This is a genomic window from Pseudomonas sp. TKO26 (genome assembly GCF_003225665.1).
In the GTDB taxonomy this organism is placed as follows: Bacteria; Pseudomonadota; Gammaproteobacteria; order Pseudomonadales; family Pseudomonadaceae; genus Aquipseudomonas; species Aquipseudomonas saponiphila.
On sequence record NZ_QKLN01000007.1, the window covers coordinates 84,841 to 109,480 of the forward strand.

A 24,640-nucleotide genomic window follows, 5' to 3' on the forward strand; every position below is an offset into this window, starting at 1 on the left:
AGGTAACATGCGCTATCAACTGATGAGTCCTGTAGGTTTTCCTCGGCAGCTGCTGGCTGCCCATCACGATCAGCCTGGCGCTGCCGGTGTACCGGGTGGCCCATGGCTGGCGAAAGTCGACGTAGCCGTGGTCGGCGCCGGCCTGTCCGGGCTGGTGGCCGCCCGGGCCCTGCAGGACGCGGGCCTGCGGGTGCTGGTCCTGGAAGCCCGCGACCGGGTTGGCGGCCGCACCTGGAACCAGGCCATCGGCGACAACCTGTGGGTGGATGGCGGCGGCCAGTGGATCGGCGGCAGCCAGCGCCGGGTGCTGGAACTGGCCCGAGAGCTGGATATTCCGCTACTGGAGCAATACGACACTGGCGACCCGCTGCTGCCGGACGGCGGCCCACGGGACGACGCCGAGGCACGACGCCAGCGCCAGCAGGTGCAACGGCGGCTGGAGGCCATGGCCGACCGGGTGCCGACCCGCGCGCCCTGGCTGGCCCCCGACGCCGCAGCTCTGGACGCCCTGAGCGTCGCCGCCTGGATGGACCGCGAGGGCTTGAGCGAGGCCGCCCGGGAAGCCGTCGCCAGCACCATAGGCACCACCCTGAGCACCGAGCCGGAGAAGGTATCGCTGCTCTGGCTGCTGTTCTACCTGGCTTCTGCCGGCGGCTTCGAAGCCCTCGATGAACAGGCCCAGCAATATCGTCTGCAAGGTGGGGCACAGGCACTTTCCCTGCGGCTGGCCGAACAGCTGGACGGCCAACTGCGCCTGAACTGCCCGGTGCAGCGCATCGTCACCCGCGATGACCAGTCTCTGGCCCTGCGCAGCAGCCAGGGCCTGATCCATGCCCGCCGCGCGATAGTGGCGATGATGCCGGCCGATGTTCGCCGGATCGAGTTCTCGCCACCCTTGCCAGCAGGACGCCAGGCCCTGCAGGAAAACTGGAGCGGCTACAGCGGCATGAAAGTGCACCTGCACTATTCACGGCCGTTCTGGCGCGAAGCCGGGCTCAGCGGCGCCAGCAGCAATGACCAGGGCCTGGTCCAGGTCACCTTCGACAGTACGGGCGACCCGACCCGGGGCGGGGTGTTGCTGGCCTTCGTCGACCCGCAGGTTCTGCGCGACCAGCCGCAGCAGCGCCGTGCCCGTGTGCTGGAGGAACTGGCGGCGCTGTTCGGCGAAGCGGCGCGCCACCCGCTCGGCTATGTCGAGCAGGACTGGTCGCGGGAAGCCTGGAGCGCCGGCTGCGTCAGCGCACTCAAGCCCGGGGTGCTCAGCCGGCATGGCCAGCACCTGCGGCCGGCGCTGGGCACCCTGCACTGGGCCGGTTGTGAAACCGCCGAGCGCTGGTGCGGTTACCTTGAAGGCGCGGTGCGCGCCGGCGAACGCGCCGCCGAAGAGGTGCTGCTGGCTCTGTGCTGAGGCCTAGAGCTGGTAATCCACAGACCCGTCGCTGAGGTCCGAGAGATCCAGCGGCCGGGCCTCGCCCATCCACATCGGGTAATCGCGATGATCGCGCAGGTCGCTGCCGGTGATCGGGTGCACCAGCACCACCAGGCCCTGGCGATTGAGCATCAGCCAGGGCACCAGCTCGGCGAACAGCGCAGGCTTGAAGGCCAGCTGGCAGCTCCAGTCCGGATGCGGCCCCACGGGCCGTTCATGAACCCGGCCCATCTTCAGCGGGAACCGTCGCGCCGCCTGCTCGCACAGGGCCCGGGCCTGATCGATGGTACTGGCGTCGAAGTAGACGTGGGCGTGATAACCCTTGATCCGATGCATGCAAAAACCTCACGAAATGATTCAGGCCCAAGGCCCCTGCGCAGGCGCCATGCAGACCGATACAGGCCTTCATGGCAGCCGTTCAATGTGACTCGGCCGACAGCGTCGCCGCCACCTCCAGCAATTGCTGGCGCAACCAGGCATGGGCCGGGTCGGCACTGTTGCGCCCATGCCAGATCGCCATCAACGGCGCGGCTTCCAGCGCCAGGGGCAAGGCCCGTGGACACAGCGCGAAACGTCGCTCGAAGGCCCGGGCCAGCGGCCCCGGCACAATTGCCACCAGCGGTGACTGCGCCAGCAGTTCCGGCAGCACCAGGGAATGGGGCAGGGTGAGCTGGTAACGCGGCTGCCGACCGATGCTGGCGAAGGCCTGCTCCAGACGCTGGCGATCGAACATCTCCGACTGCCGGGCAAGGCCCCGTTCGAGAATGTAGCCGTTCACCGCGCCTTCCTCCTGGCCCCCAACCGAGAGGGTGATCAATGGACAATCGGCCAGCGCCTCCAGGGTCACTTCGGGCAATTTCAACAAGGGATGCTCGGGGTCCATCAGCAGCACATCCTGCTGCTGCCAGAGGCAGGCGCTGTGCACTCGTCGCGGCAGCTCGGCGAATACCCCGAGGGCCAGATCGATGCGGCCGACATCGATCTGCTCGGCCAGGTCCAGGCGGGTCACCGGACGCACCACCAGGTCCACCCCCGGGGCCTGCTGCGCCAGGCGCCGCAACAAAGGCGCCAGCAGCACCGAACTCAGGTAATCGTTGATCGCCAGGGTGAAGGTGCGCGTGGCCCGAGCAGGATCGAAGGCCTCCACCCCGACCGTACGCTGGATGGTCAACAGCGCCTCGCGCAGCGGACCGGCGATGGCTTCGGCCCGGGCCGAAGGCTGCATGCCCCTGGCCGTGCGGATAAACAGTTCGTCCTGCAAGGACTCACGCAGCCGGGTCAGCGCATGGCTCACCGCCGACTGGCTCAGATGCAGGCGCTTGCTGGCCAGGAGGATGCTGCGGTCCTCATAGACCGCATCGAAAACCCGCAGCAGGTTGAGGTCGATACGCGGGACGCGGGGCACTTCATCACGGAGCATATTGCAGATCCTGCAGGAGGCTATTGCGGATTGTTCCCTTGCCCCGGGGGGCAGGCGCGGGCAACTTTAACGCATCCGACCAGCAAGCAGATGGCACTGAAAATCAACCCGTGCGATCACGGCAGCGGCTTGCCCGACGTTCAGTGACCGCCACCGGCCTGAGTGTTTTTTGAACACTTCAAAGCGCTTGGTTGTGATCGACACCGTGCTTACCTTCAGGGACCGAAGATGCCCGCAAGCCCCGACCTCAATGACATCCGCGCCCATGACTGGGTCGCGACCCGCCTGCCGCGATCCTGGCAGGCCTACGCCCGCCTGATGCGCCTGGACCGGCCCGTCGGCACCTGGCTGACCCTGCTGCCGGCGCTGGCCGCGCTGATCCTCTGCGCCGGGCGCATTCCCCCGGTCGGCACCGTGCTGGTGTTCGCCCTCGGTGCCTTGCTGATGCGCAGTGCCGGTTGCAGCATCAACGACATCTTCGACCGACGCTTCGACGCCCAGGTCAACCGTACCCGCCAGCGGCCCCTGGCCAACGGCTCACTCAGCCTGAGACAGGCCTTGGCCTGCCTGGCGCTGCAATTGCTGCTGGCCGCGGGGCTGCTGCTGTTCCTGCACCCCCTGACGGTGCTGCTGGCCCTGGGCTGCGTGCCCCTGACCCTGGTCTACCCGCTACTCAAGCGCTTCACCCACTGGCCCCAGGCGTTTCTCGGCGCGGTGTTCAACTGGGGCGTGCTCATGGCCAGCGTGGAAACCACTGGCAGCCTGCAACCCGAGGCGCTGGCGCTGTGGCTGGGCTGCCTGTTCTGGCAGTTGGGCTACGACACCCTCTATGCCTACAGCGACCGTGAGGACGACCTGAAAATGGGCCTGCGCTCCACCGCCATGCTGTTCGCCGCACGGGGCAGGACCTGGATCGCCGGGTTCTACGCCATGACCCTGCTGTGCTGGTGCGGCGCGGGCCTGCTGGCCGGCGCCAACCCGGGCTTTTTCATCCTGCTGCTGCCGATCGCCCTGTCCCTGGCCTACCAGCTCAGCCTCTTCAGTCCGGACCACCCGGAGCCCTGCAACCAGCTGTTTCGCAGCAACGTCCACAGCGGCGTGCTGCTACTGGTCGGCGCCTCGGTGGCCGTCGTTTGACCGCTGGACATTCAGTACTCAACCCGCACCTTCCACCTCACAAGGACTTGTCATATGCCTGCACTCTCAATCAGCTCGCCGCTCCGGGCACCGGAACAATGGGCCGCCCTGTTACTGCGCCTGGCCCTGGGCGCCATGTACATCGCCCACGCCCTGTTCAAGATCCTGGTCCTGGGCTGGCCGGGCACCCTCAAGCTGTTCAGCGCCACCGGCATGCCCGAGTGGCTGACCTACCCGGCGGTGTGCGCCGAACTGGTGGGCGGCTTGCTGCTGATCTTCGGGGTCGGCGTGCGCTGGATCGCCCTGGGGCTGATGCCGATGCTGCTGGGGGCGATCGTCTTCGTCCACGGCGCCCACGGCTGGATCTACACCAGCCCGGGAGGTGGCTGGGAATACCTGGCCTTCCTCGCCGTGGTATCGCTGGCGCTGGTGTGCCTGGGCAACGGCGCGCTGTCCCTGTGGAGCCTGTTCAAGGCGCCGCCTACAGGGCAATGGACGGCAACGCCAGCCCCCTGAGGGACTGGGCACTGCCGGCCTGCTCGGCCATCAGCCAGTCGACGAAGCGCTGGATCAACGGCCCACGCCGCTTGCGCGGCGGCAGCACCACGTAGTAGCCGTAGGCGGACAGCGCGCTCTGGGCGATCGGCCGGCACAACAGCCCCTGTGCCAGCAGATCGTCCACCAGATGACGCCAACCGATGGCCACCCCCTGGCCGCCGATGGCCGCCTGGATCAGCAGGGTGTAATTGTCGAAACGCAATTGCCCGGGGGGCGGGGCGCCTGCCAGGCCCAGTTCGCGGAACACCCCGCTCCAGTCGAACCAGTGACTGGCGTTTTCCCCCCGCAGGTGCAGCAGCGGCATCTCCAGCAGGGCATGGGCGGGCAGGGGCGCCAGGCGCTCCTTGAGCAGCAGCGGGCTGCACACCGGGAACACTTCCTCGCTGAACAACCAGCGGCTTTCGCCATGTTTGAAACGGCCGTCGCCAAACAGCACGGCCACATCGATATCGCTGCGCACCATGCTGTGGCTGCGCTCGCTGGTCACCAGGCTGACGTCCACCTGGGGGTTGGCCGCATGGAAGCGATGCAGGCGCGGCATCAGCCAATAGGCGGCGAAGGCGAAGTCCGTAGCCACCTGCAGCACCTCGTGCTGATGCTGCTGGCTCAGAGCACTGAGGCCGGCATCGATGCTCTGCAAGCCAATCTGCACCTGTTCCAGTAGCAAGGCGCCGGATTCGGTCAGTTCGATACCGCGGTAGATCCGGTCGAACAGGCGCACATTCAACCGGTCCTCCAACCGTTTGATCTGCTGGCTGATGGCCGGCTGGGTGGTCCCCAGCTCCACTGCCGCGGCGGTGAAGCTGCGCAAACGGGCCGCTGCTTCAAACACCCGAAGCAGGTCCAGGGACAGGTCACCAAGGCTTTCATACATAAGTTGTACTTATCCTAGTCATTGCCGCACATGGGCTTTACCGCCAAAGACATGGAATCCATGCTCGATCGCAGCACTTTCGCATAACCATCGACTATGGAATGCCGCGAACCCATGAAGCGCAAGAACATTCTTTTCATCATGGCCGACCAGATGGCGGCGCCCTTGCTGCCGTTCTACGGTCCATCGCCGATCAAGCTGCCGCACCTCAGCCGCCTGGCCGCGCGGGGCGTGGTGTTCGACGCCGCCTACTGCAACAGCCCACTGTGCGCGCCTTCGCGCTTCACCCTGGTCAGCGGCCAGTTGCCGAGCAAGATCGGCGCCTACGACAACGCCGCGGACTTTCCCGCCGACGTGCCCACCTACGCCCACTACCTGCGGCGCCTGGGCTACCGCACCGCGCTGTCGGGCAAGATGCACTTCTGCGGCCCGGACCAGTTGCACGGCTACGAAGAGCGCCTGACCACTGACATCTACCCCGCCGACTACGGCTGGGCAGTCAACTGGGATGAGCCCCAGCTGCGCCCCAGCTGGTACCACAACATGTCCTCGGTGCTGCAGGCCGGCCCTTGCGTGCGCACCAACCAGCTGGATTTCGACGAGGAGGTGGTATTCAAGGCCCGGCAATACCTGTTCGACCACGTTCGCGCAGGCGGCGACCAGCCGTTCTGCCTGACCGTGTCCATGACCCACCCCCACGATCCCTACACCATTCCCAAGGCGTTCTGGGACCTGTACCGCGACGACGACATTCCACTGCCCCAGACCCCGCCGCAGAGCGAACTGGACCCGCATTCCCAGCGCCTGCTCAAGGTCTACGACCTGTGGGACAAGCCGCTGCCTGTGGATAAGATCCGCGATGCGCGACGGGCCTACTTCGGCGCCTGCAGCTACATCGACAGCAACGTCGGCAAGCTGCTGCAGACCCTGGAAGACACCGGGTTGGCGGACGACACCCTGATCGTGTTTTCCGGCGACCACGGCGACATGCTCGGCGAGCGCGGCCTCTGGTACAAAATGCACTGGTTCGAAATGGCCGCCCGGGTGCCGCTGCTGATCTGCGCGCCAGGGCAGTTCGCCGCCGGGCGGGTCGGCGCCGCGGTGTCCACCGCCGACCTGCTACCGACCCTGGTGGAACTGGCCGGCGGCCGTGTGGAGCCCAACCTGCCCCTGGACGGCCGCTCCCTGGTCCCCCATCTGCAAGGGCAGGGCGGCCACGACGAAGTGTTCGGCGAATACATGGCCGAAGGCACTGTCAGCCCGCTGATGATGATTCGCCGGGGCGCCTACAAATTCATCTACAGCGAAGACGACCCCTGCCTGCTCTTCGATGTCGCCAACGACCCGCAAGAGCGTATCGACCTCAGCCGCTCGGCCGAGCACCGAGCGCTGTTCGACGCCTTCCTCGCCGAGGCCCGGGCCAAGTGGGACATCCCGGCCATTCACCAACAGGTCCTGGCCAGCCAGCGCCGCCGCCGCCTGGTGGCCGACGCCCTGAACCGGGGCACGCGCAAGAGCTGGGATCACCAGCCACTGGTCGACGCCAGCGCGCAGTACATGCGCAACCACATCGACCTCGACGATCTGGAGCGCAAGGCGCGTTATCCACAACCCTGCCAACACCAATAATCCAAGGGGAAGAGCATGAAAAAGTTATCCACAACGCTGGCGTTCGGGCTCCTGGCTCTGGGCAGCACGGCCGCCTGGGCCGACTCGTGCGCAACCGTGAAGCTGGCCGATCCGGGCTGGAGCGACATCGCCGCCACCAATGCCATTGCCAGCTTTCTGCTGGAGGGCATGGGCTACAAGACCAAGATCGACACCCTGGCGGTGCCGATTACCTACGGCGGCCTCAAGGACGGCCAGGTGGATGTGTTCCTGGGCAACTGGATGCCGGCGCAACAGGGTTTCTACGACAAGTTCGTGGCCAATGGCGAGGTCATCCAACTGGCGAAGAACCTGGAAGGCACCGAGTTCACCCTGGCGGTTCCGGACTACGTGTGGAACGCCGGGGTGCACGACTTTGCCGACCTGAGCAAGTTCGCCGACAAGTTTGACAAGAAGATCTACGGCATCGGCTCCGGTGCCCCGGCCAACCTGTCGCTGCAGGAAATCATCAAGAACAACGAGTTCAGCCTCGGCCAGTGGAAGCTGATCGAGTCCAGCGAGCAGGCGATGCTCGCCGAAGTGTCCCGGGCCACGAAAAAACAGCGCTTCGTGACCTTCCTCGGCTGGACCCCGCACCCGATGAACGTGCAGCTGAAAATGCATTACCTGACCGGGGGCGAGAAATACTTCGGCGCCAGCGGCAGCGTCTACACCCTGACGCGCAAGGGTTATGCACAGGCCTGCCCGAACGTCGGCAAGCTCCTTACCAATCTGCGGTTCACCCAGGACATGGAGAACGCCATCATGGCCGAGGTGGTGAACAAGAAGGTCAGCAACGCCGACGCCGCCAAGGCCTGGATCAAGGCCAACCCGGCGGTGCTGGAGCAATGGCTGGAAGGGGTCCGGACCATTGATGACAAAGAGGCCCTGGCGGCGGTGAAGGCCAAGTTGTAGCCCGAAGTGCGCCGGCAAGCCGGCTCCTCGGAGAGGAGGGGCCGGCCTCGGCACATGCCCAAGGCCGGACAATGCTTTACCCTGGCCCCCCCTGAATCTACCCACCCGTGAGGAACCATGGCCTGGCCCAACCGCCATTCACTCCTGCCTTTCCTCGGCTGGCTGCCACGGCAGACCCGGGCCAGCGTCGGTCGTGATCTGCTGGTGGGCCTCAGTGGCGCGATTCTCGCCCTGCCGCAATCCATTGCCTACGCGCTGATCGCCGGTTTGCCGCCGGAGTACGGCCTGTACGCGGCCATAGTCCCGGTGCTGATCGCCTGCCTCTGGGGTTCGTCCTGGCACCTGATCTGCGGGCCCACGGCAGCGATCTCCATTGTTCTGTATGCCAGCGTCAGCCCTCTGGCCGTGCCGGCATCCGAGGACTACATCACCCTGATCCTGCTGCTGACCCTGCTGGCGGGCATCTTCCAGTGGCTGCTGGGGCTGCTGCGCTTCGGCGCCCTGGTGAACTTCGTCTCGCATTCGGTGGTGCTGGGTTTCACCCTCGGTGCCGCGGTGGTGATCGCCCTGGGGCAATTGCCCAACCTCCTGGGCCTGGACCTGCCGAACCAGGCCACCGCCCTCAATAGCCTGACCTCGCTACTGGAACACCTGGACGCTGTGGACAAGCCTTCGCTGTTGCTGGGGCTGGGCACCCTGATCGTCAGCCTCGGCCTGAAGCTGCTGGCGCCACGCTGGCCCAGCCTGTTGCTCAGCCTGGTCCTCAGTGCGCTGGTGGTCTGGCTGCTGCCGGGGGTGTTCGGGCACGTCAAATTGGTCAGCGCCTTCGTGGGCCGGCTACCGCCCTTGAGCCCGTTGCCACTGGACCTGGATCTGGTCCTGCGGCTGCTGCCCAGTGCCGTGGCGGTGGGGATGCTGGGGCTGGTGACCAGCCTGTCGATTGCCCGCTCACTGTCGGCACGTTCGGAACAACTGCTCGACGCCAACCAGGAAGTCCGCGCCCAGGGCTTGTCGAACATGGTGGGGGCGTTTTTCTCCGGCTACCTGTCCTCCGGCTCCTTCACCCGCTCGGGCTTGAGTTATGAAGCCGGTGCCCGCTCGCCCCTGGCCGGGGTGTTCTCGGCGCTGTGGGTGGCGCTGTTCGCGGTGGCCGGCGCCGGGCTGATCGCCCATATCCCGATTCCGGCCATGGCCGGGAGCATCCTGCTGATCTGCTGGGGCCTGGTGGATCATCGGGGCATTCGCGCGCTGTTCAGAGTCAGCCGCGCCGAATTTTTGGTGATGAGCCTGACCTGCATCGCCACCTTGCTCCTGGAGTTGCAGACGGCGATCTATGCCGGGGTCCTGGCGTCGCTGTTCTTCTACCTCAAGCGCACCTCCCAGCCACGGGTGCAGCATTCCAGCGAGGGCGATGCAGACATCCTGCGGGTGGGTGGCTCGATCTTCTTTGGCGCCAGTCATTACCTGCAAGTGCGCATGCAACGCTGCCACGCACCGAAACTGGTGATCGACGCCCGGCAGATCAACTTCATCGACTATTCAGGGGTGGAGATGCTGCATCAGGAGGCGCGCCGACTCAAACGCCAGGACCGCAGCCTGACCCTGCGCCGGGCACGGCAGACGGTGAAGGAGGAATTGATCAAGCTCGAAGGACCGGAGCACTGCCCGATCCACTTCGAAGACTGAACCCAAGCGTTGAGGGAGACACCACCTGTGGCGAGCGAGCTTGCTCGCGCTGGCTTGCGCAGCAAGCCCAAGGCCGGTTTCCCGGTTCGGCCTGTTGCTGCGCGATAGCCGGTTTACGACCGCTGCGCGCCCGAGCGGGAGCAAGCTCCCTCGCCACACATGATCTTCAGGGGTTTACAGGGCCAGCTGACGGCGCAGTTCGGCCAGTACCGGGGCGCTGTCCGGACGCACGCCACGCCACAGGAAGAAGGCTTCCGCCGCCTGCTCGGCCAGCATGCCCAGGCCATCGAGCACCAGCGCCGCCCGGTGATCACTGGCCCAGCGGCAGAACGGCGTCGGCTCCTTGCCGTACATCATGTCGTAGCACACCGTCTGGCCCGGCTCGATCAGGCTGCCGGCAATCGGCGGCAACTCGCCCGACAGGCTGGCGGAAGTGGCATTGATGATCAGGTCCACCGACTCCTGCAGCCAGTCGAAACCACTGGCCGACACCGGGCCCAGGTCGGCAAAGAGCTCCGCCAGCCGCTCGGCTTTTTCCACGGTGCGGTTGGCGATCACCACCGAGGCCGGCTGCTGCGCCAGTAAAGGCTCCAGGGCCCCGCGCACGGCGCCCCCGGCTCCCAGGAGGAGGATGCGCTTGCCCTTGAGGCTGACCCCGGCGTTGACCGTCAGGTCGCGCACCAGTCCGGCGCCGTCGGTGTTGTCCCCCAGCAACCTGCCGTCGGCCTGCTTGCTCAGGGTGTTCACCGCACCGGCACGCTGTGCGCGCTCGGTCAGGCTGTCGCACAGGCGATAAGCGTCTTCCTTGAACGGCACGGTGACGTTGGCCCCGCGGCCCTCGGCGAAGAAACGCCGAGCGGCGCCGACGAAATCGTCCAGGGGCGCCAGCAGGGTGTTGTATTCCAGCTGCTGGCCGGTCTGCTGGGCGAACAGCCGATGGATCAGCGGCGATTTGCTGTGGCCGATCGGATTACCAAAGACAACGTACTGGTCCATCTCTCATCCCATTTGCTCAACACACACGGGTAGGAGCCGCGTCCGCCTTGAAGGCCGTTTCGCCGGCAAGCCGGCTCCTACACGGTGGGGGTGGGTTAGTGGCTGGCCGCCAGCCAGTCGCGGTCCTGCAGGAAATACTCGGTCAGGCGCGCCTCTTCGGTGCCCGGCTCGGCCTTCCAGTCGTAGCCCCAGCGCACTTGCGGCGGCAGCGACATGAGGATCGACTCGGTACGCCCGCCCGATTGCAGGCCGAACAGGGTGCCACGGTCGTAGACCAGGTTGAACTCCACGTAGCGGCCACGGCGGAATTCCTGGAACTCGCGCTGCTGCTCGGTGTAGGCGGCGGCCTTGCGGCGCTGGACGATGGGCAGGTAAGCCTCGATATAGGCATCGCCGATGGCGCGCATGAAGGCGAAGCAGGTGTCGAAGTCCCACTCGTTCAAATCGTCGAAGAACAGACCGCCGATACCCCGGGGCTCGTTGCGGTGCTTGATGTGGAAGTAGCTGTCGCACCAGGCCTTGTAGCGCGAGTAGACGTCCGGGCCGAAAGGCGCACAGGCGCGTTCGGCGACCCGGTGCCAGTGCACGCAGTCTTCTTCATTGCCGTAGTAGGGGGTCAGGTCGAAGCCGCCGCCGAACCACCAGACCGGCTCTTCACCTTCCTTCTCGGCAATGAAGAAGCGCACGTTGGCGTGGGAGGTCGGCACATGAGGGTTGTGCGGGTGGATCACCAGGGACACACCCAGGGCCTCGAACCCGCGGCCGGCCAGTTCCGGACGATGGGCGCTGGCCGAAGGCGGCAGGCCACTGCCGAACACGTGGGAGAAGTTGACCCCGCCCTTTTCGATCACTGCACCGCCACCGATCACCCGGGTGCGTCCGCCACCGCCGGCCGGCCGTGTCCAGGCATCCTCGATGAAGCGCGCGCCGCCGTCTTCGGTTTCCAGGGCAGTGCAGATACGGTCTTGCAGGTCGAGCAGGTAGGCTTTCACGGCCTCGGTGCGGGTAGTCATGGCATCACCTTGAATCGGGCAAAGCTGGGCGGCGCCAGGGATGAAACCTGCGCCGGCGCAAATGGGCGCGTAGCATAACACCGCACTGTGTCCACTCGCAGTTGACGAAGGTCAAGCAGAGGAGTCCGATAGAGCCCTTTCACGCGACGACCAAGGAGTGAGTGCAGATGGCCAAACGTATACAGTTTCGCGCCCATGGCGGCCCCGAAGTGCTCGAGTATGTGGATTACCAGCCCGCCGAACCGGGTCCGCAGCAGGTTCGCGTCAGCAACCAGGCCATCGGCCTGAACTTCATCGATACCTATTTCCGCAGCGGCCTGTACGCACCGCCGGCGCTGCCGTCGGGCCTGGGCGCCGAAGGGGCCGGGGTCGTGGAAGCCGTGGGTAGCGCGGTGACCCGCTTCAAGGTCGGCGATCGGGTGGCCTATGGCAGCGGCCCGCTGGGCGCCTACAGCGATGTGCACGTGCTGCCCGAAGCCAACCTGGTGCACCTGCCGGACGCCATCAGCTTCGAACAGGCGGCCGGGGTGATGCTCAAGGGCCTGACCGTGCAGTACCTGCTGCGCCAGACCTATGAACTCAAGGGTGGCGAAACCGTACTGTTTCACGCGGCCGCCGGCGGCGTTGGCTCCCTGGCCTGCCAGTGGGCCAAGGCCCTGGGGGTGAAACTGATCGGCACCGTCAGCTCGCCGGAGAAAGCCGCCATCGCCAAGGCCCTGGGCGCCTGGGAAACCATCGACTACAGCCATGAAGACGTGGCCCAGCGAGTGCTGGAACTGACCGATGGCAAGAAGTGCCCGGTGGTCTACGACGGCGTGGGCAAGGACACCTGGCTGACCTCCCTGGATTGCCTGGCACCCCGCGGGCTGATGGTCAGCTTCGGCAACGCCTCGGGCGCGGTGGACGGGGTGAACCTGGGGATTCTCTCGGCCAAGGGCTCGCTGTATGTCACCCGGCCGACCCTGGCCAGCTACGCCAACAATGCCGAAAACCTGCAGCGCATGGCCGACGATCTGTTCGGCATGATCGCCAGCGGCAAGTTGAAGATCGAGATCGGCCAGCGCTTCGCCCTGGCGGATGCCGCCAAGGCCCATATCGAGCTGTCGGCGCGGCGCACCACTGGCTCGACCGTGCTGTTGCCTTGAGTGCCTTCGCCGGCCAGCCGGCTCCTACGATGATCTGTAGGAGCAGGCTGGCCGGCGCAGCGCATCAGGAAGGCCGCACCACCCTGCCGGTGGCCAGATCGCGGATCAGGCTCGGGTTCTTGCGCCCGCCCAGGCTGCCGGTGAGCACCAGGTCCAGTTGCCCGCGGAAGTACTGCTCGATGCGCAACCGCGTGCGCGCCGCCGGCCGCCCCTGGGGATTGGCCGAGGTGGAAATCAGCGGCCCCACCAACGCACACAGTTCACGCACCAGCGGATGGTCGCTGACCCGCAACGCCACCGTGTCATGCACCCCGGTGACCCACTCCGGCAGCAGGTTCTGATGGGGCACCAGCCAGGTGTTGGGCCCCGGCCAGGTGCTGGACATGCGCTCGATCCAGGTGTCGGGGAAATCCTCGAAGAGAAAGTCGAACTGGTGGATGTTGTCGGCGATCAGAATCAGGCCCTTGTCCACCGAGCGTGACTTGATCGCCAGCAGGCGATCCACCGCCTCTTCGTTCCACGGATCGCACCCCAGGCCCCAGACCGCTTCGGTTGGGTAGGCAATCACCGCCCCTGCGCGAATCTCTCGTGCGGCTTGTTGCACACGCCAACTGCTGACCATTGCCGAATCTCCAGATAAAAGCTGTGCGCAGTTTACCGATCCTGCCTATAAAACCTAGCTCAGACGCGCAAACCAGCGGCCGTTTTCGTTGACGGCCCGAGCCTCGATTTCCAGCTCGGTCAGTGCCGCCAGCACCCGTGGCAGGGACCAGCCGCTGGCAAGCGCCAGGGCCTCGCTGCTGTGGGGAGCCGCCTGAAGCAGGGCCAGCAGCGGATGTTCACTGGCCTCCAGCGGCGCCGCAGCGGGCGGTGGCAGGTGTTGCCAGCCTCGCAGGGTTTCCAGGATGTGCTGCACGCTTTCCACCAGCACCGCGCCCTCACGGATCAGTTGGTGACACCCCCGGGCACCGGGGTGATGAATCGAACCTGGGATCGCATACACCTCGCGGCCTTGCTCGGCCGCCAGGCGGGCGGTGATCAGCGAACCGCTGGCAACACTGGCTTCCACCACCAGCACCCCCAGGGACAAGCCACTGATGATCCGGTTGCGTCGGGGGAAGTGCTCCGGACGCGGGCCGGTGTCCAGGGGGAACTCGGAAATCACCGCGCTGCCCTGGTCGATCATCGCCCTGGCCAGAGCGCGATGCCGCTGTGGATAACAATTTTCCAGGCCCGTGCCCAAGACCCCCACGGTATGCCCAGCAACGTCCAAGGCCGCCTGGTGCGCAGCGCCATCGATGCCCAGGGCCAAGCCGCTGGTGATCACGAATCCGGCGGCGGCCAGGCTCCGGGAAAACGCTGCGGCAGTGTCCAGTCCCGGACGCGAAGCCCGACGACTGCCCACCAGCGCCAACTGCGGCCGTTGAAGAATCGACGGATCGCCGGCCACGAACAACAGCGGTGGCGCATCCTCCAGTTGTGCCAGCAGAGGCGGATAGTCGGGCTGGTCAGACATCAGCAAATGCTGGGCCTGGTTGTCTATCCAGGCCAGCGCGCGGCGGGCGCTATCCCGGACTTCGACGCTGCGTCGAGCATCGGTGCAGGCCGTCGGCAGGCCCAGGGAGTGCCAGGCACGGGCCGGGGCACTGAGGGCCTTGGAGGCTGAACCGAAGGCCTGGAGCAAACGCCCAAAGCGCATGGCACCCAGGGCGGGCAGACTATGCAAACGTAAACGGGCTTCCAGTTCCGCGGGGGAAATGGCGGCACTAATCGAGTGCGACATGGATCATCCTTGATCGTCATCGGTCCGGCGAGGGCCGGAACAAGCTGTGGATAAGTCTGTTGGTAACTTGTTGAGGAAAGGTTTCCCGCTGCCTCAGGGAGACGCCCTGCCAACGTCGGCCAAGCTCTGCCCGACGCCCCGTGCAGCCAACCGCAAGCGCGTCAATCGGACCTGATGCAGCCGCTGGCAGGTCCGATCGGTGGCAGCCCAGCCCAATAGCAGCAGGGCGAACAGTGATTTCCTCAGGGGCTGAATCCCTTTATTATGTGCACTCGCGTAAAACGCCAGAGCCTGCGCGGCTCGCTCGCTCCCAGAGCACGTTTTGCATCGGCGGCCCAGGTCCAGCACCTGCGCAGACGCCGACTCCGCCCTTACTTCACACGTGTAGCAATTACGCTTATGGCCATTTTAAACATCCTCGAATTCCCTGATCCGCGCCTGCGCACTATCGCCAAGCCAGTGGCCGTAGTGGACGACGAAGTGCGTCAGTTGGTCGACGACATGTTTGAAACAATGTATGAGGCCCCAGGCATCGGTCTGGCGGCGACCCAGGTCAACGTGCACAAACGCGTGGTGGTCATGGACCTGTCCGAAGACCGCAGCGAGCCCCGGGTGTTCATCAACCCCGAATTCGAAGCCCTGACCGACGAGATGGACCAGTACCAGGAAGGCTGCCTGTCGGTGCCGGGTTTCTATGAAAACGTCGACCGCCCGCAGCGGGTCAAGATCAAGGCCCTGGACCGCGACGGCCAGCCCTATGAACTGATCGCCGAAGGCTTGCTGGCGGTGTGCATCCAGCACGAATGCGACCACCTCAACGGCAAGCTGTTCGTCGATTACCTGTCCACGCTCAAGCGTGACCGGATCAAGAAGAAGCTGGAAAAGCAGCATCGCCAGCAGGCTTGATTCCTTATCCAGTGGTGCATCGCGGGCAAGCCCGCTCCTACAATGGCGAATTTGTGTAGGAGCGGGCTTGCCCGCGATCGTTTCACCTGCGTCCCCTTTCTAAGCGAGTACCCATGATGCGCATCGTCTTTGCCGGCACCCCCGAATTCGCCGCTGAACACCTCAAGGCCCTGCTCGACAGCCCTCATCAGATCGTCGCGGTCTACACCCAGCCGGACCGCCCGGCCGGACGTGGGCAGAAGCTGATGCCCAGCCCGGTCAAGCAGTTGGCCCTGGAACACCAGATCCCGGTGCTGCAACCGCCGACCCTGCGCAACGCCGAGGCCCAGGCCGAACTGGCGGCGCTCAAGCCGGACCTGATGGTGGTGGTGGCCTACGGCCTGATCCTGCCTCAGGTGGTTCTGGATATTCCGCGCCTGGGCTGCATCAACAGCCACGCTTCCCTGCTGCCGCGCTGGCGCGGTGCCGCGCCGATCCAGCGCGCCGTAGAAGCCGGTGATGCAAGCAGTGGCGTGACCGTGATGCGCATGGAAGCCGGCCTGGACACCGGGCCGATGCTGCTCAAGGTCAGCACCCCGATCAGCGCCCAGGACACCGGCGGCAGCCTGCACGACCGCCTGGCCGAACTGGGCCCGCCGGCCGTGCTGCAAGCCATCGAAGGCCTGGCCGCCGGCACCCTGCAAGGCGAAGTCCAGGACGATAGCCTGGCCACCTACGCCCACAAGCTGAACAAGGACGAGGCACGCATCGACTGGAACCGCCCCGCCGTGGAACTGGAACGCCTGATCCGCGCCTTCAATCCCTGGCCGATCTGCCACAGCACCTTGAATGGCGAAGCCCTGAAAGTCCTGGCCGCGACCCTGGCCGACGGCCGTGGCGCCCCGGGCGAGATTCTCGGCGCCAGCAAGGACGGCCTGCTGGTCGCCTGCGGTGAACAGGCGCTGTGCCTGACCCGCCTGCAACTGCCCGGCGGCAAGGCGCTGAACTTCAGCGACCTGTTCAACAGCCGCCGCGAGAAGTTCGCCCTCGGCACCGTCCTCGGCCAAGCGGCGGACGGCCAATGAACCCGCGCCTGGCCGCCGCCAAGGCCCTGACCGCGGTACTCAACGGCAAGGCCTCGCTCAACAGCTCGCTGCCGATCCAGCTGGACAAGGTCGAGGTCCGGGATCGCGGCTTCACCCAGGACCTGGCCTTCGGCACCGCGCGCTGGCAGCCACGGCTGTCGGCGCTGGCGGCCAAGCTGCTGCAGAAGCCATTCAAGGCCGCCGATGCCGATGTCGAGGCGCTGCTGCTGGTGGGGCTCTATCAACTGCTCTACACCCGGGTGCCGGCCCACGCCGCCATCGGCGAAACCGTGGGTTGCGCCGACAAGCTGAAAAAGCCCTGGGCCAAGGCCCTGCTCAACGCCGTGCTGCGCCGCGCCCAGCGTGAAAGCGAGGCCCTGCTGGCCGAGCTGGAACACGACCCGGTGGTGCGCACCGCGCACCCACGCTGGCTACAAAAGTCCCTCAAGGCCTTCTGGCCCGAGCACTGGGAAGCCATCTGCGCCGCCAACAACGCCCACCCGCCGATGATCCTGCGGGTCAATCGCCGGCACCATTCGCGAGACGCCTATCTGAAGCTGCTGAGCGAAGCGGGAGTGGCGGCCAAGGCCTGCGTCTATAGCCAGGACGGTATCGTCCTCGACGAAGCTGGCGATGTACGCAGCCTGCCGGGCTTTGCCGAAGGCTGGATCAGCGTGCAGGACGAAGCCGCGCAACTGGCCGCCGAGCTGCTGGAGCTGGCGCCGGGGCAACGGGTGCTGGACGCCTGCTGCGCGCCGGGGGGCAAGACCTGCCATATCCTCGAAGTGCAACCGGCCCTGAGCGGTGTGGTGGCGGTGGATCTGGAAGCCAAGCGCCTGGTGCGGGTGCGGGAGAACCTCGACCGCCTGAAGCTCGATGCCCAACTGATTGCCGCCGACGGCCGCGACACCCAGGCCTGGTGGGACGGCCAGCCGTTCCAGCGCATCCTGCTGGACGCGCCGTGCTCGGCCACCGGGGTGATCCGTCGCCACCCGGACATCAAGCTGACCCGCCAACCAGAAGACATCGCCGCTCTGGCGCAGTTGCAGGGCGAACTGCTGGACGCCCTGTGGCAGACCCTGGAAGTGGGCGGCATCCTGCTCTACGCCACCTGCTCGACCCTGCCCACCGAGAACACCGAAGTCATCGAGGCGTTCCTCGGCCGTACCCCGGGCGCCCGTGAATTGGACATCGGCGGCCAGCTGGGGCAGCCTGCGGCCGGCCTCAAGCAGCCCCACGGGCGCCAGTTGCTGGCGCAAGAGGGCGGCCATGACGGTTTCTACTACGCCAAGTTGATCAAGATCGCCGCCGCACGCGGCTAAACGGTTTTAAGGGAGTGACTGGATGAAGATCATCATCCTCGGCGCCGGGCAAGTGGGCGGCACACTGGCGGAGCACCTGGCCAGCGAAGCCAACGACATCACCGTGGTGGATACCGACGGCGAACGCCTGCGCGGCCTCGGCGATCGCCTGGACATCCGCACCGTGCAAGGCCGCGGCTCCTTTCCCACGGTGCTGCGCCAGGCCGGAGCCGACGACGCCGACATGCTGGTAGCGGTGACCAACAGCGACGAAACCAACATGATCGCCTGCCAGGTCGCCCACACCCTGTTCAACACGCCGACCAAGATCGCCCGGGTGCGCGAATCCGCCTACCTGACCCGCGCCGGGCTGTTCGACAACGACGCGATCCCGGTCGACGTGCTGATCAGCCCCGAGCAAGTGGTGACCCACTACATCAAGCGCCTGATCGAACACCCCGGCGCCCTGCAAGTGATCGACTTCGCCGAAGGCAAGGCACAACTGGTGGCGGTCAAGGCCTACTACGGCGGTCCACTGGTGGGCCAGCAACTGCGCCAGCTGCGCGAGCACATGCCCAACGTCGACACCCGGGTGGCGGCGATCTTCCGGCGCGACCGGCCAATCATGCCCAAGGGCGATACGGTGATCGAGGCCGATGACGAGGTGTTCTTCATCGCCGCCAAGGCCCACATCCGCGCGGTGATGAGCGAGATGCGCCGCCTGGAGGAATCCTACAAGCGCATCGTCATCGCCGGTGGCGGGCAGATCGGCGAGCGCCTGGCCGAGGCCATCGAAAGCCGCTACCAGGTGAAGATCATCGAGATGAACCCGGCCCGTTGCCGCTACCTGTCCGACACCCTGGACAGCACCGTGGTGCTGCAGGGCAGCGCCTCGGACCGCGACCTGCTGCTGGAAGAGAACATCGCCGACGCCGACATCTTCCTGGCCCTGACCAACGACGACGAGGCCAACATCATGTCCTCGCTGCTGGCCAAGCGCCTGGGGGCGAAGAAGGTCATGACCATCATCAACAACCCGGCCTACGTCGACCTGATCCAGGGCGGCGACATCGACATCGCCATCAGCCCGCAACTGGCCACCATCGGCACCCTGCTGGCCCACGTGCGCCGAGGCGATATCGTCAGCGTGCACTCCCTGCGCCGTGGCGCGGCGGAAGCCATCGAGGCCATCGCCCACGGCGACGCCAAGTCGAGCAAGGTGATCGGCCGCGCCATCGAGAACATCGGCCTGCCGCCGGGCACCACCATCGGCGCGATCATTCGCGATGAGGAAGTGCTGATCGCCCACGACGATACGGTGATCGAAGCCGGCGACCACGTGATCCTGTTCCTGGTGGATAAAAAGCACATTCGCGACGTGGAGAAGCTGTTCCACGTGGGCCTGAGCTTCTTCTGACGCGCAGGAGCCGGCTTGCCGGCGAAAGGGCCCTTGAGCGCGCGTTCGCCGGCAAGCCGGCTCCTACAGATGAGGTATTGGTGATGCTTGAATCCCTGGAAAAAATGCTCGCCAAGGGTGTGGATAACGCCCTGCTGCGCTTTGGTCTGGGCAAGGGTTATCTGGATCAGGCCGAGTACGCCAAGGCCGTTGAGCACCTGCAACGCTGCGTGGCCTTCGATCCCAAGTATTCAGCCGCCTGGAAGCTGCTGGGCAAGGCTTGCCAGGGACAGGGCGACCTTCAAGGGGCGCGCCAGGCCTGGGAACAGGGGCTTGAAGCCGCCCGGGGCCACGGCGACAAACAGGCGGAAAAGGAAATGACCGTGTTCCTGAAAAAACTGGAGCGCCAATCCCACAGCTAAAAATTCTGTAGGCGCTGTCGCAGCAAGCGGCTACAGCGATTTTACAGGTAGCGCAGAGCGATCCCTTCCGCGTCCGCCTGGACCACTTCCATGCGCACCCTGGGCGCCGCCGCCGGCAAGCCTTGCACCTGGCCATAGACCACCGCGCCCTTGGGCAATTGCGCCAGGACCGGGCTTTGCACATAGACGCCACTGGCAGACAGGTTGCGCGTCTGCCCCAGGCATTCGCCAATGCTCTCGTGGGAAATCTTGATGCGAAACGACTTGCGGTGCTCGGACATCTTCTGCGCCCTTGTTCTGTGTGCTGTGGATAACACCTGCAAGAAGGTTATCCACAGATCGTGCCAGCGCTGTCAGTACCAGCGCGCCTCGCCCGGAGGGCGCTTCTTGAAGCGTTTCATGCTCCACATGTACTGGCTTGGATACGCCCCGACATAACGCTCGACCACCTTGCTCATGGCTGCGCAGGAGGTTTCGGTGTCGGTGCTGTACATGTCGTCCGGGGCCGCTTCGAGGATCACCTTGTAGCCCGAGCCATCGGGCAGGCGCAGGGCGTGGAGGAACACCCCCACCGCCTTGCCGCCGGCCAGCATGTTCGGCACGAACTTGCTGGTCAGGGCCTGAGTGGCGAAGAAGGGCACGAAGATTCCGGCGGATTCGGCCGGTTCCGGGTCGGCGGGAATACCCACCGCACCACCTTTGCGCACTTCCTTGATGACGCTGAGGATGCCTTCCTTGGTGGAGGCCGCCACGCGGTTGCCCAACTGCACCCGCTGCTTGCGCAGCAGCTCGTCTACCGCCTTGAGCTTGGGCGGACGGTAGAAAATGATCGGTTTGCACTGGCTGCAGTAGAAGTGGTTGAGCACTTCCCAGTTGCCCAGGTGGCTGGTGATGCCGACCACGCCCTTGCCCGAGGCCAGGGCGTCCTTGAGTACGTCCAGGCCCTCGACTTCACGTACCAGGGCGAGGGAGCGCTCGGCCGGCCAGATCCAGGCGCAGGCGCTTTCGGTCAGGGACTTGCCGATGTCTTTCAGGCTCTGGCCCACCAGGCGCTCGCGCTCGGCGGGGTCCATCTGTGGAAAACACTTGGCCAGGTTGATGCGCACCACATCGCGGGAGCGATTGGGGGTCTTCCACATGATCCAGCCGATGGCCGCGCCGACTGCCTGCACCGCGCGCCAGGGCAGCAGGGCAAACAACCGCAGAGCGCCTACCAGCAGGGCGCCTTTGAACTTATCCACACATGACTCCTGATCTTGGTCCTGAAGCGTGTCGCGAGCCGGCTATTCTAACCGCGCATCGGCCAGGATGGCGTAGCGATCACAGTCGCGGGTGTGATCCATGACCATGCCCGAGGCCTGCATCAGCGCGTAGCAGATGGTCGGACCGACGAAGGTGAAGCCGGCTTTCTGCAGGCCGCGGCTCATGGCTTCGGCCTGTGGAGTCACCGCCGGTACCTCGCTGCGGTCGCGGAAATGATTGATCTTCGGCTTGCCGCCGACAAAGGACCAGAGAAACGCCACCGGGTCTTCCAGCTCCAGCCAGGCCTGGGCGTTGCGCCGGGCGGCATTGAGCTTGAGGCGGTTGCGGGTGATGCCGGGGGCCTGCATCAGGTCTTCGATCTCGGCGTCGCTCATCTGCGCCACGCGCTGTACATCGAAGCCGAACAGCACCTGGCGATAGCGCTCGCGCTTCTTCAGTACGGTGATCCAGGACAGCCCGGCCTGGAACCCTTCGAGCAATAACAACTCGAACAGACGCTGCCCATCCCGCAGCGGCACGCCCCACTCCTGATCGTGATAGGCCATGTACAGCGGATCTTCGGAACACCAAAAGCAGCGTGGCATAAGGCTCCAGGGGGCGTGCGCAGGACTGAATCGGGTATACTCCCGCTCCTTAAATCGCAGCCCAAGTAACAGGTGAATTTCGTGAGCCAGCCTACGCCAGCCGTGCGTACCTTCCAAGACTTGATCCTCGCCCTCCAGCAGTACTGGGCCGAGCAAGGTTGTGTGGTACTTCAGCCCTACGATATGGAAGTAGGCGCCGGCACTTTCCACACCGCCACATTCCTGCGGGCCATCGGCCCGGAAACCTGGAACGCCGCTTATGTGCAGCCCAGTCGTCGCCCGACTGACGGCCGCTACGGCGAAAACCCCAACCGCCTGCAGCACTACTATCAGTTCCAGGTGGTATTGAAGCCCAACCCGGAGAACTTCCAGGAGCTGTACCTGGGTTCCCTGAAACACGTCGGCCTGGACCCGCTGGTGCACGACATCCGCTTCGTCGAGGACAACTGGGAATCGCCGACCCTGGGCGCCTGGGGCCTGGGCTGGGAAGTCTGGCTCAACGGCATGGAAGTGACTCAATTCACCTACTTCCAGCAGGCCGGTGGCATCGAGTGCTACCCGGTGACCGGCGAGATCACCTACGGCCTGGAACGCCTGGCCATGTACCTGCAGGGCGTGGACTCGGTGTACGACCTGGTGTGGGCCGACGGCCCGTTCGGCAAGGTGACCTATGGCGACGTGTTCCACCAGAACGAAGTGGAGCAGTCGACCTACAACTTCGAACACGCCAACGTCGAGAAGCTGTTCGAACTGTTCGATTTCTACGAAAGCGAAGCCAAGCGCCTGATCGAGCTGGATCAGCCGCTGCCGCTGCCGAGCTATGAAATGGTCCTCAAGGCCTCGCACACCTTCAACCTGCTGGATGCACGCCGGGCGATCTCGGTGACTGCGCGTCAGCAGTACATCCTGCGTGTGCGCACCCTGGCGCGTTCCGTTGCGCAAGCCTACCTGCTGGCCCGGGCCAAGCTGGGCTTCCCGATGGCAACCCCGGACCTGCGTGATGAAGTGTTGGCTAAGTTGGAGGCGGCACAATGAGTGCGCAAGATTTTCTGGTTGAACTGGGCACTGAAGAACTGCCACCCAAAGCCCTGAACACCCTGGCCGAAGCCTTTCTGGCCGGCATCGAGAAAGGCCTGCAGAGCGCCGGCCTGAGCTTTCAGGCCAAGCACGTGTACGCCGCGCCACGGCGCCTGGCGGTACTGATCACCCAGCTGGCCACCCAGCAGCCGGATCGCAGCATCAACCTCGACGGCCCGCCACGCCAGGCCGCGTTCGACGCTGAAGGCAACCCGACCCAGGCGGCCCTGGGCTTCGCCAAGAAGTGCGGCGTCGAACTCAGCGAGATCGACCAGAGCGGCCCGAAACTGCGCTACAGCCAGAGCATCAAGGGCAAGCCGACCGCCAGCCTGCTGCCGACCATCGTCGAAGACTCGCTGAACGACCTGCCGATTCCCAAGCGCATGCGCTGGGCCGCGCGCAAGGAAGAGTTCGTGCGTCCGACCCAATGGCTGGTGATGCTGCTGGGCGACGCGGTCATCGACTGCACCATCCTGGCCCAGAAGGCCGGCCGCGATTCCCGTGGCCATCGCTTCCATCATCCGCAGAGCGTGCGCATCACCTCGCCGGCCAACTACCTGGCCGACCTGCGTGCCGCCTACGTGCTGGCCGACGCCAACGAGCGTCGCGAGCTGATCAGCAAGCGCACCGCGGAGCTGGCCACCCTGCAGGAAGGCACGGCGATCGTCCCGCCGGACCTGCTGGACGAAGTGACCGCCCTGGTGGAATGGCCGGTGCCGCTGGTGTGCTCGTTCGAGGAGCGTTTCCTTGAAGTGCCGCAGGAAGCCCTGATCACCACCATGCAGGACAACCAGAAGTACTTCTGCCTGCTGGACGTCGACGGCAAGCTGCTGCCGCGCTTCATCACCGTGGCCAATATCGAGAGCAAGGATCCGCGCCAGATCATCGAGGGCAACGAGAAAGTCGTGCGCCCACGCCTGACCGACGCCGAGTTCTTCTTCAAGCAGGACAAGAAACAACAGCTCGAAGACTTCAACCTGCGCCTGCAGAACGTGGTCTTCCAGGAAAAGCTCGGCAGCGTCTACGACAAGGCCGAGCGAGTGTCCAAGCTGGCCGCCTTCATCGCCCCGCGCATCGGCGGCGACGCTCAGCGCGCGGCCCGTGCTGGCCTGCTGTCCAAGTGCGACCTGGCCACCGAAATGGTCGGCGAGTTCCCGGAAATGCAAGGCATCGCCGGCTACTACTACGCCCTCAATGACGGCGAGCCGCAAGACGTGGCCCTGGCCCTGAACGAGCAGTACATGCCCCGTGGCGCCGGCGCCGAGCTGCCCAGCACCGTGACCGGTGCCGCCGTGGCCATCGCCGACAAGCTGGATACCCTGGTGGGGATCTTCGGCATCGGCATGCTGCCCACCGGCAGCAAGGACCCCTACGCCCTGCGCCGCGCAGCCCTGGGCGTGCTGCGGATCCTGATCGAGAAGAAGTTCGACCTCGACCTGAACGACGCCGTGGCCTTCGCCGTCAGCGCCTTCGGCAGCAAGGTCAAGGCCGCCGGCCTGGCCGATCAGGTGCTGGAGTTCATCTTCGACCGCCTGCGTGCCCGTTACGAAGACGAAGGCGTGGATGTGGCCACCTACCTGTCGGTACGTGCCCTGAAGCCGGGCTCGGCCCTGGACTTCGACCAGCGCGTGCAAGCCGTGCAGGCCTTCCGCAAGTTGCCGGAAGCCGCCGCCCTGGCCGCGGTGAACAAGCGCGTGTCGAACCTGCTGAGCAAGATCGAAGGCAATGTGCCGACCACCGTCGAAGCCAAGTACTTCGACAACGCCAACGAGTTCTCCCTGTACTCGGCGATCCAGCAGGCCGACCAGGCCGTCCAGCCCATGGCCGCTGCCCGCCAGTACAGCGAAACCCTGGCCCGCCTGGCAGCCCTGCGCGAGCCGGTGGACGCCTTCTTCGAGGCGGTGATGGTCAATGCCGAGGACGCCAAGGTGCGAGCCAACCGCTATGCGCTGCTGGCGCGCCTGCGTGGCCTGTTCCTGGGCGTGGCGGACATTTCGGTGCTGAGCTGATCAGGTAAGGAAAGG

At 65.5% G+C, this 24,640-nt stretch carries 24 protein-coding genes; 14 read left to right on the forward strand and 10 right to left on the reverse strand.

Going from position 1 to position 24,640, the window contains the following annotated elements; translation table 11 throughout:
* Positions 1–7 precede the first annotated feature (7 nt).
* Entirely contained in the window at positions 8–1,408 is a 1,401-nt protein-coding gene (locus DNK59_RS12625; protein ID WP_110723405.1) for an FAD-dependent oxidoreductase, read from the forward strand.
* A gap of 3 nt (positions 1,409–1,411) precedes the next feature.
* Here the strand turns inward: DNK59_RS12625 and DNK59_RS12630 are convergent, their stop codons facing one another.
* Together DNK59_RS12630 and DNK59_RS12635 are read right to left on the reverse strand one after the other, a co-directional pair.
* The gene (locus tag DNK59_RS12630; protein WP_110723406.1) at positions 1,412–1,765 is read right to left on the reverse strand and encodes a DOPA 4,5-dioxygenase family protein; all 354 of its coding nucleotides are present in this window, start codon (positions 1,763–1,765) and stop codon (positions 1,412–1,414) included.
* Positions 1,766–1,847: 82 nt separating this feature from the next.
* Positions 1,848–2,849: a LysR family transcriptional regulator gene (locus DNK59_RS12635; RefSeq protein ID WP_110723407.1), complete on the reverse strand. Its 1,002-nt coding sequence runs from the start codon at positions 2,847–2,849 to the stop codon at positions 1,848–1,850.
* A gap of 228 nt (positions 2,850–3,077) precedes the next feature.
* On the opposite strand from DNK59_RS12635, the gene ubiA reads away from it, so the two are divergent.
* Positions 3,078–3,986, forward strand: a complete 909-nt coding sequence (ubiA, locus tag DNK59_RS12640) for a 4-hydroxybenzoate octaprenyltransferase (protein ID WP_110723408.1) — start codon at positions 3,078–3,080, stop codon at positions 3,984–3,986.
* A 54-nt stretch (positions 3,987–4,040) separates the two neighbouring features.
* Positions 4,041–4,502 carry a DoxX family protein gene (locus DNK59_RS12645; protein WP_092318111.1) on the forward strand — a complete coding sequence of 154 codons (462 nt, stop codon included), beginning with the start codon at positions 4,041–4,043 and terminating at the stop codon, positions 4,500–4,502.
* Here the strand turns inward: DNK59_RS12645 and DNK59_RS12650 are convergent.
* The gene (locus DNK59_RS12650) at positions 4,468–5,418 is read right to left on the reverse strand and encodes a LysR family transcriptional regulator (RefSeq protein ID WP_110723409.1); all 951 of its coding nucleotides are present in this window, start codon (positions 5,416–5,418) and stop codon (positions 4,468–4,470) included. The genes DNK59_RS12645 and DNK59_RS12650 overlap by 35 nt on opposite strands.
* A gap of 114 nt (positions 5,419–5,532) precedes the next feature.
* Between DNK59_RS12650 and betC the strand changes: the two genes are divergently transcribed.
* The 3 genes from betC to DNK59_RS12665 all read left to right on the forward strand — a co-directional run bounded on the left by betC (position 5,533) and on the right by DNK59_RS12665 (position 9,666).
* Entirely contained in the window at positions 5,533–7,047 is a 1,515-nt protein-coding gene (gene betC / locus DNK59_RS12655) for a choline-sulfatase (RefSeq protein ID WP_110723410.1), read from the forward strand.
* Positions 7,048–7,062: 15 nt separating this feature from the next.
* Positions 7,063–7,980 (forward strand): choline ABC transporter substrate-binding protein, encoded by a 918-nt coding sequence (choX, locus tag DNK59_RS12660; RefSeq protein ID WP_110723411.1) that lies wholly within the window; start codon positions 7,063–7,065, stop codon positions 7,978–7,980.
* A gap of 117 nt (positions 7,981–8,097) precedes the next feature.
* A complete protein-coding gene (locus DNK59_RS12665; RefSeq protein WP_110723412.1) occupies positions 8,098–9,666 on the forward strand; it encodes a SulP family inorganic anion transporter in 1,569 nt (522 codons plus the stop codon).
* A 174-nt stretch (positions 9,667–9,840) separates the two neighbouring features.
* Here the strand turns inward: DNK59_RS12665 and aroE are convergent, their stop codons facing one another.
* Both aroE and hemF read right to left on the reverse strand, forming a co-directional pair.
* Positions 9,841–10,662, reverse strand: a complete 822-nt coding sequence (aroE, locus tag DNK59_RS12670; RefSeq protein ID WP_110723413.1) for a shikimate dehydrogenase — start codon at positions 10,660–10,662, stop codon at positions 9,841–9,843.
* A gap of 95 nt (positions 10,663–10,757) precedes the next feature.
* Positions 10,758–11,675, reverse strand: coding sequence for an oxygen-dependent coproporphyrinogen oxidase (hemF, locus tag DNK59_RS12675; protein WP_092318094.1), 918 nt, complete (start codon positions 11,673–11,675; stop codon positions 10,758–10,760).
* Positions 11,676–11,842: 167 nt separating this feature from the next.
* On the opposite strand from hemF, the gene DNK59_RS12680 reads away from it, so the two are divergent.
* A complete protein-coding gene (locus DNK59_RS12680; RefSeq protein ID WP_110723414.1) occupies positions 11,843–12,820 on the forward strand; it encodes an NADPH:quinone reductase in 978 nt (325 codons plus the stop codon).
* A 64-nt stretch (positions 12,821–12,884) separates the two neighbouring features.
* Here the strand turns inward: DNK59_RS12680 and DNK59_RS12685 are convergent, their stop codons facing one another.
* Positions 12,885–13,442, reverse strand: a complete 558-nt coding sequence (locus DNK59_RS12685) for an L-threonylcarbamoyladenylate synthase (RefSeq protein ID WP_016965149.1) — start codon at positions 13,440–13,442, stop codon at positions 12,885–12,887.
* A gap of 54 nt (positions 13,443–13,496) precedes the next feature.
* Positions 13,497–14,603 carry a DNA-processing protein DprA gene (gene dprA, locus DNK59_RS12690; RefSeq protein ID WP_110723415.1) on the reverse strand — a complete coding sequence of 369 codons (1,107 nt, stop codon included), beginning with the start codon at positions 14,601–14,603 and terminating at the stop codon, positions 13,497–13,499.
* A gap of 399 nt (positions 14,604–15,002) precedes the next feature.
* On the opposite strand from dprA, the gene def reads away from it, so the two are divergent.
* The 5 genes from def to DNK59_RS12715 all read left to right on the forward strand — a co-directional run bounded on the left by def (position 15,003) and on the right by DNK59_RS12715 (position 19,692).
* The gene (gene def, locus DNK59_RS12695) at positions 15,003–15,509 is read left to right on the forward strand and encodes a peptide deformylase (protein WP_011058411.1); all 507 of its coding nucleotides are present in this window, start codon (positions 15,003–15,005) and stop codon (positions 15,507–15,509) included.
* A 113-nt stretch (positions 15,510–15,622) separates the two neighbouring features.
* The gene (gene fmt, locus DNK59_RS12700) at positions 15,623–16,573 is read left to right on the forward strand and encodes a methionyl-tRNA formyltransferase (RefSeq protein ID WP_092318085.1); all 951 of its coding nucleotides are present in this window, start codon (positions 15,623–15,625) and stop codon (positions 16,571–16,573) included.
* Positions 16,570–17,895 (forward strand): 16S rRNA (cytosine(967)-C(5))-methyltransferase RsmB, encoded by a 1,326-nt coding sequence (rsmB, locus tag DNK59_RS12705; RefSeq protein WP_110723416.1) that lies wholly within the window; start codon positions 16,570–16,572, stop codon positions 17,893–17,895. The genes fmt and rsmB overlap by 4 nt, the downstream gene beginning before the upstream one ends.
* Before the next feature lie 22 nt (positions 17,896–17,917).
* Positions 17,918–19,291: a Trk system potassium transporter TrkA gene (trkA, locus tag DNK59_RS12710; protein ID WP_092318079.1), complete on the forward strand. Its 1,374-nt coding sequence runs from the start codon at positions 17,918–17,920 to the stop codon at positions 19,289–19,291.
* Positions 19,292–19,371: 80 nt separating this feature from the next.
* Entirely contained in the window at positions 19,372–19,692 is a 321-nt protein-coding gene (locus tag DNK59_RS12715; RefSeq protein WP_177431238.1) for a tetratricopeptide repeat protein, read from the forward strand.
* A gap of 41 nt (positions 19,693–19,733) precedes the next feature.
* On the opposite strand, the gene DNK59_RS12720 is transcribed toward DNK59_RS12715, so the two are convergent.
* The 3 genes from DNK59_RS12720 to tag all read right to left on the reverse strand — a co-directional run bounded on the left by DNK59_RS12720 (position 19,734) and on the right by tag (position 21,539).
* Entirely contained in the window at positions 19,734–19,973 is a 240-nt protein-coding gene (locus DNK59_RS12720; RefSeq protein ID WP_092318073.1) for a PilZ domain-containing protein, read from the reverse strand.
* Positions 19,974–20,045: 72 nt separating this feature from the next.
* The gene (locus DNK59_RS12725) at positions 20,046–20,933 is read right to left on the reverse strand and encodes a lysophospholipid acyltransferase (RefSeq protein ID WP_110723418.1); all 888 of its coding nucleotides are present in this window, start codon (positions 20,931–20,933) and stop codon (positions 20,046–20,048) included.
* A 42-nt stretch (positions 20,934–20,975) separates the two neighbouring features.
* Positions 20,976–21,539, reverse strand: coding sequence for a DNA-3-methyladenine glycosylase I (gene tag / locus DNK59_RS12730; RefSeq protein ID WP_110723419.1), 564 nt, complete (start codon positions 21,537–21,539; stop codon positions 20,976–20,978).
* Positions 21,540–21,620: 81 nt separating this feature from the next.
* On the opposite strand from tag, the gene glyQ reads away from it, so the two are divergent.
* Positions 21,621–22,574: a glycine--tRNA ligase subunit alpha gene (glyQ, locus tag DNK59_RS12735; protein ID WP_003177094.1), complete on the forward strand. Its 954-nt coding sequence runs from the start codon at positions 21,621–21,623 to the stop codon at positions 22,572–22,574.
* The gene (glyS, locus tag DNK59_RS12740; protein ID WP_110723420.1) at positions 22,571–24,625 is read left to right on the forward strand and encodes a glycine--tRNA ligase subunit beta; all 2,055 of its coding nucleotides are present in this window, start codon (positions 22,571–22,573) and stop codon (positions 24,623–24,625) included. The genes glyQ and glyS overlap by 4 nt, the downstream gene beginning before the upstream one ends.
* Positions 24,626–24,640 lie beyond the last annotated feature (15 nt).

Bases quoted from the DNA above. Each gene is read 5' to 3' on its own strand.
- DNK59_RS12625 (WP_110723405.1), top strand. From the start codon at position 8: ATGCGCTATCAACTGATGAGTCCTGTAGGTTTTCCTCGGCAGCTGCTG.
- DNK59_RS12630 (WP_110723406.1), bottom strand. From the start codon at position 1,765: ATGCATCGGATCAAGGGTTATCACGCCCACGTCTACTTCGACGCCAGT.
- DNK59_RS12635 (WP_110723407.1), bottom strand. From the start codon at position 2,849: ATGCTCCGTGATGAAGTGCCCCGCGTCCCGCGTATCGACCTCAACCTG.
- ubiA (WP_110723408.1), top strand. From the start codon at position 3,078: ATGCCCGCAAGCCCCGACCTCAATGACATCCGCGCCCATGACTGGGTC.
- DNK59_RS12645 (WP_092318111.1), top strand. From the start codon at position 4,041: ATGCCTGCACTCTCAATCAGCTCGCCGCTCCGGGCACCGGAACAATGG.
- DNK59_RS12650 (WP_110723409.1), bottom strand. From the start codon at position 5,418: ATGTATGAAAGCCTTGGTGACCTGTCCCTGGACCTGCTTCGGGTGTTT.
- betC (WP_110723410.1), top strand. From the start codon at position 5,533: ATGAAGCGCAAGAACATTCTTTTCATCATGGCCGACCAGATGGCGGCG.
- choX (WP_110723411.1), top strand. From the start codon at position 7,063: ATGAAAAAGTTATCCACAACGCTGGCGTTCGGGCTCCTGGCTCTGGGC.
- DNK59_RS12665 (WP_110723412.1), top strand. From the start codon at position 8,098: ATGGCCTGGCCCAACCGCCATTCACTCCTGCCTTTCCTCGGCTGGCTG.
- aroE (WP_110723413.1), bottom strand. From the start codon at position 10,662: ATGGACCAGTACGTTGTCTTTGGTAATCCGATCGGCCACAGCAAATCG.
- hemF (WP_092318094.1), bottom strand. From the start codon at position 11,675: ATGACTACCCGCACCGAGGCCGTGAAAGCCTACCTGCTCGACCTGCAA.
- DNK59_RS12680 (WP_110723414.1), top strand. From the start codon at position 11,843: ATGGCCAAACGTATACAGTTTCGCGCCCATGGCGGCCCCGAAGTGCTC.
- DNK59_RS12685 (WP_016965149.1), bottom strand. From the start codon at position 13,442: ATGGTCAGCAGTTGGCGTGTGCAACAAGCCGCACGAGAGATTCGCGCA.
- dprA (WP_110723415.1), bottom strand. From the start codon at position 14,603: ATGTCGCACTCGATTAGTGCCGCCATTTCCCCCGCGGAACTGGAAGCC.
- def (WP_011058411.1), top strand. From the start codon at position 15,003: ATGGCCATTTTAAACATCCTCGAATTCCCTGATCCGCGCCTGCGCACT.
- fmt (WP_092318085.1), top strand. From the start codon at position 15,623: ATGATGCGCATCGTCTTTGCCGGCACCCCCGAATTCGCCGCTGAACAC.
- rsmB (WP_110723416.1), top strand. From the start codon at position 16,570: ATGAACCCGCGCCTGGCCGCCGCCAAGGCCCTGACCGCGGTACTCAAC.
- trkA (WP_092318079.1), top strand. From the start codon at position 17,918: ATGAAGATCATCATCCTCGGCGCCGGGCAAGTGGGCGGCACACTGGCG.
- DNK59_RS12720 (WP_092318073.1), bottom strand. From the start codon at position 19,973: ATGTCCGAGCACCGCAAGTCGTTTCGCATCAAGATTTCCCACGAGAGC.
- tag (WP_110723419.1), bottom strand. From the start codon at position 21,539: ATGCCACGCTGCTTTTGGTGTTCCGAAGATCCGCTGTACATGGCCTAT.
- glyS (WP_110723420.1), top strand. From the start codon at position 22,571: ATGAGTGCGCAAGATTTTCTGGTTGAACTGGGCACTGAAGAACTGCCA.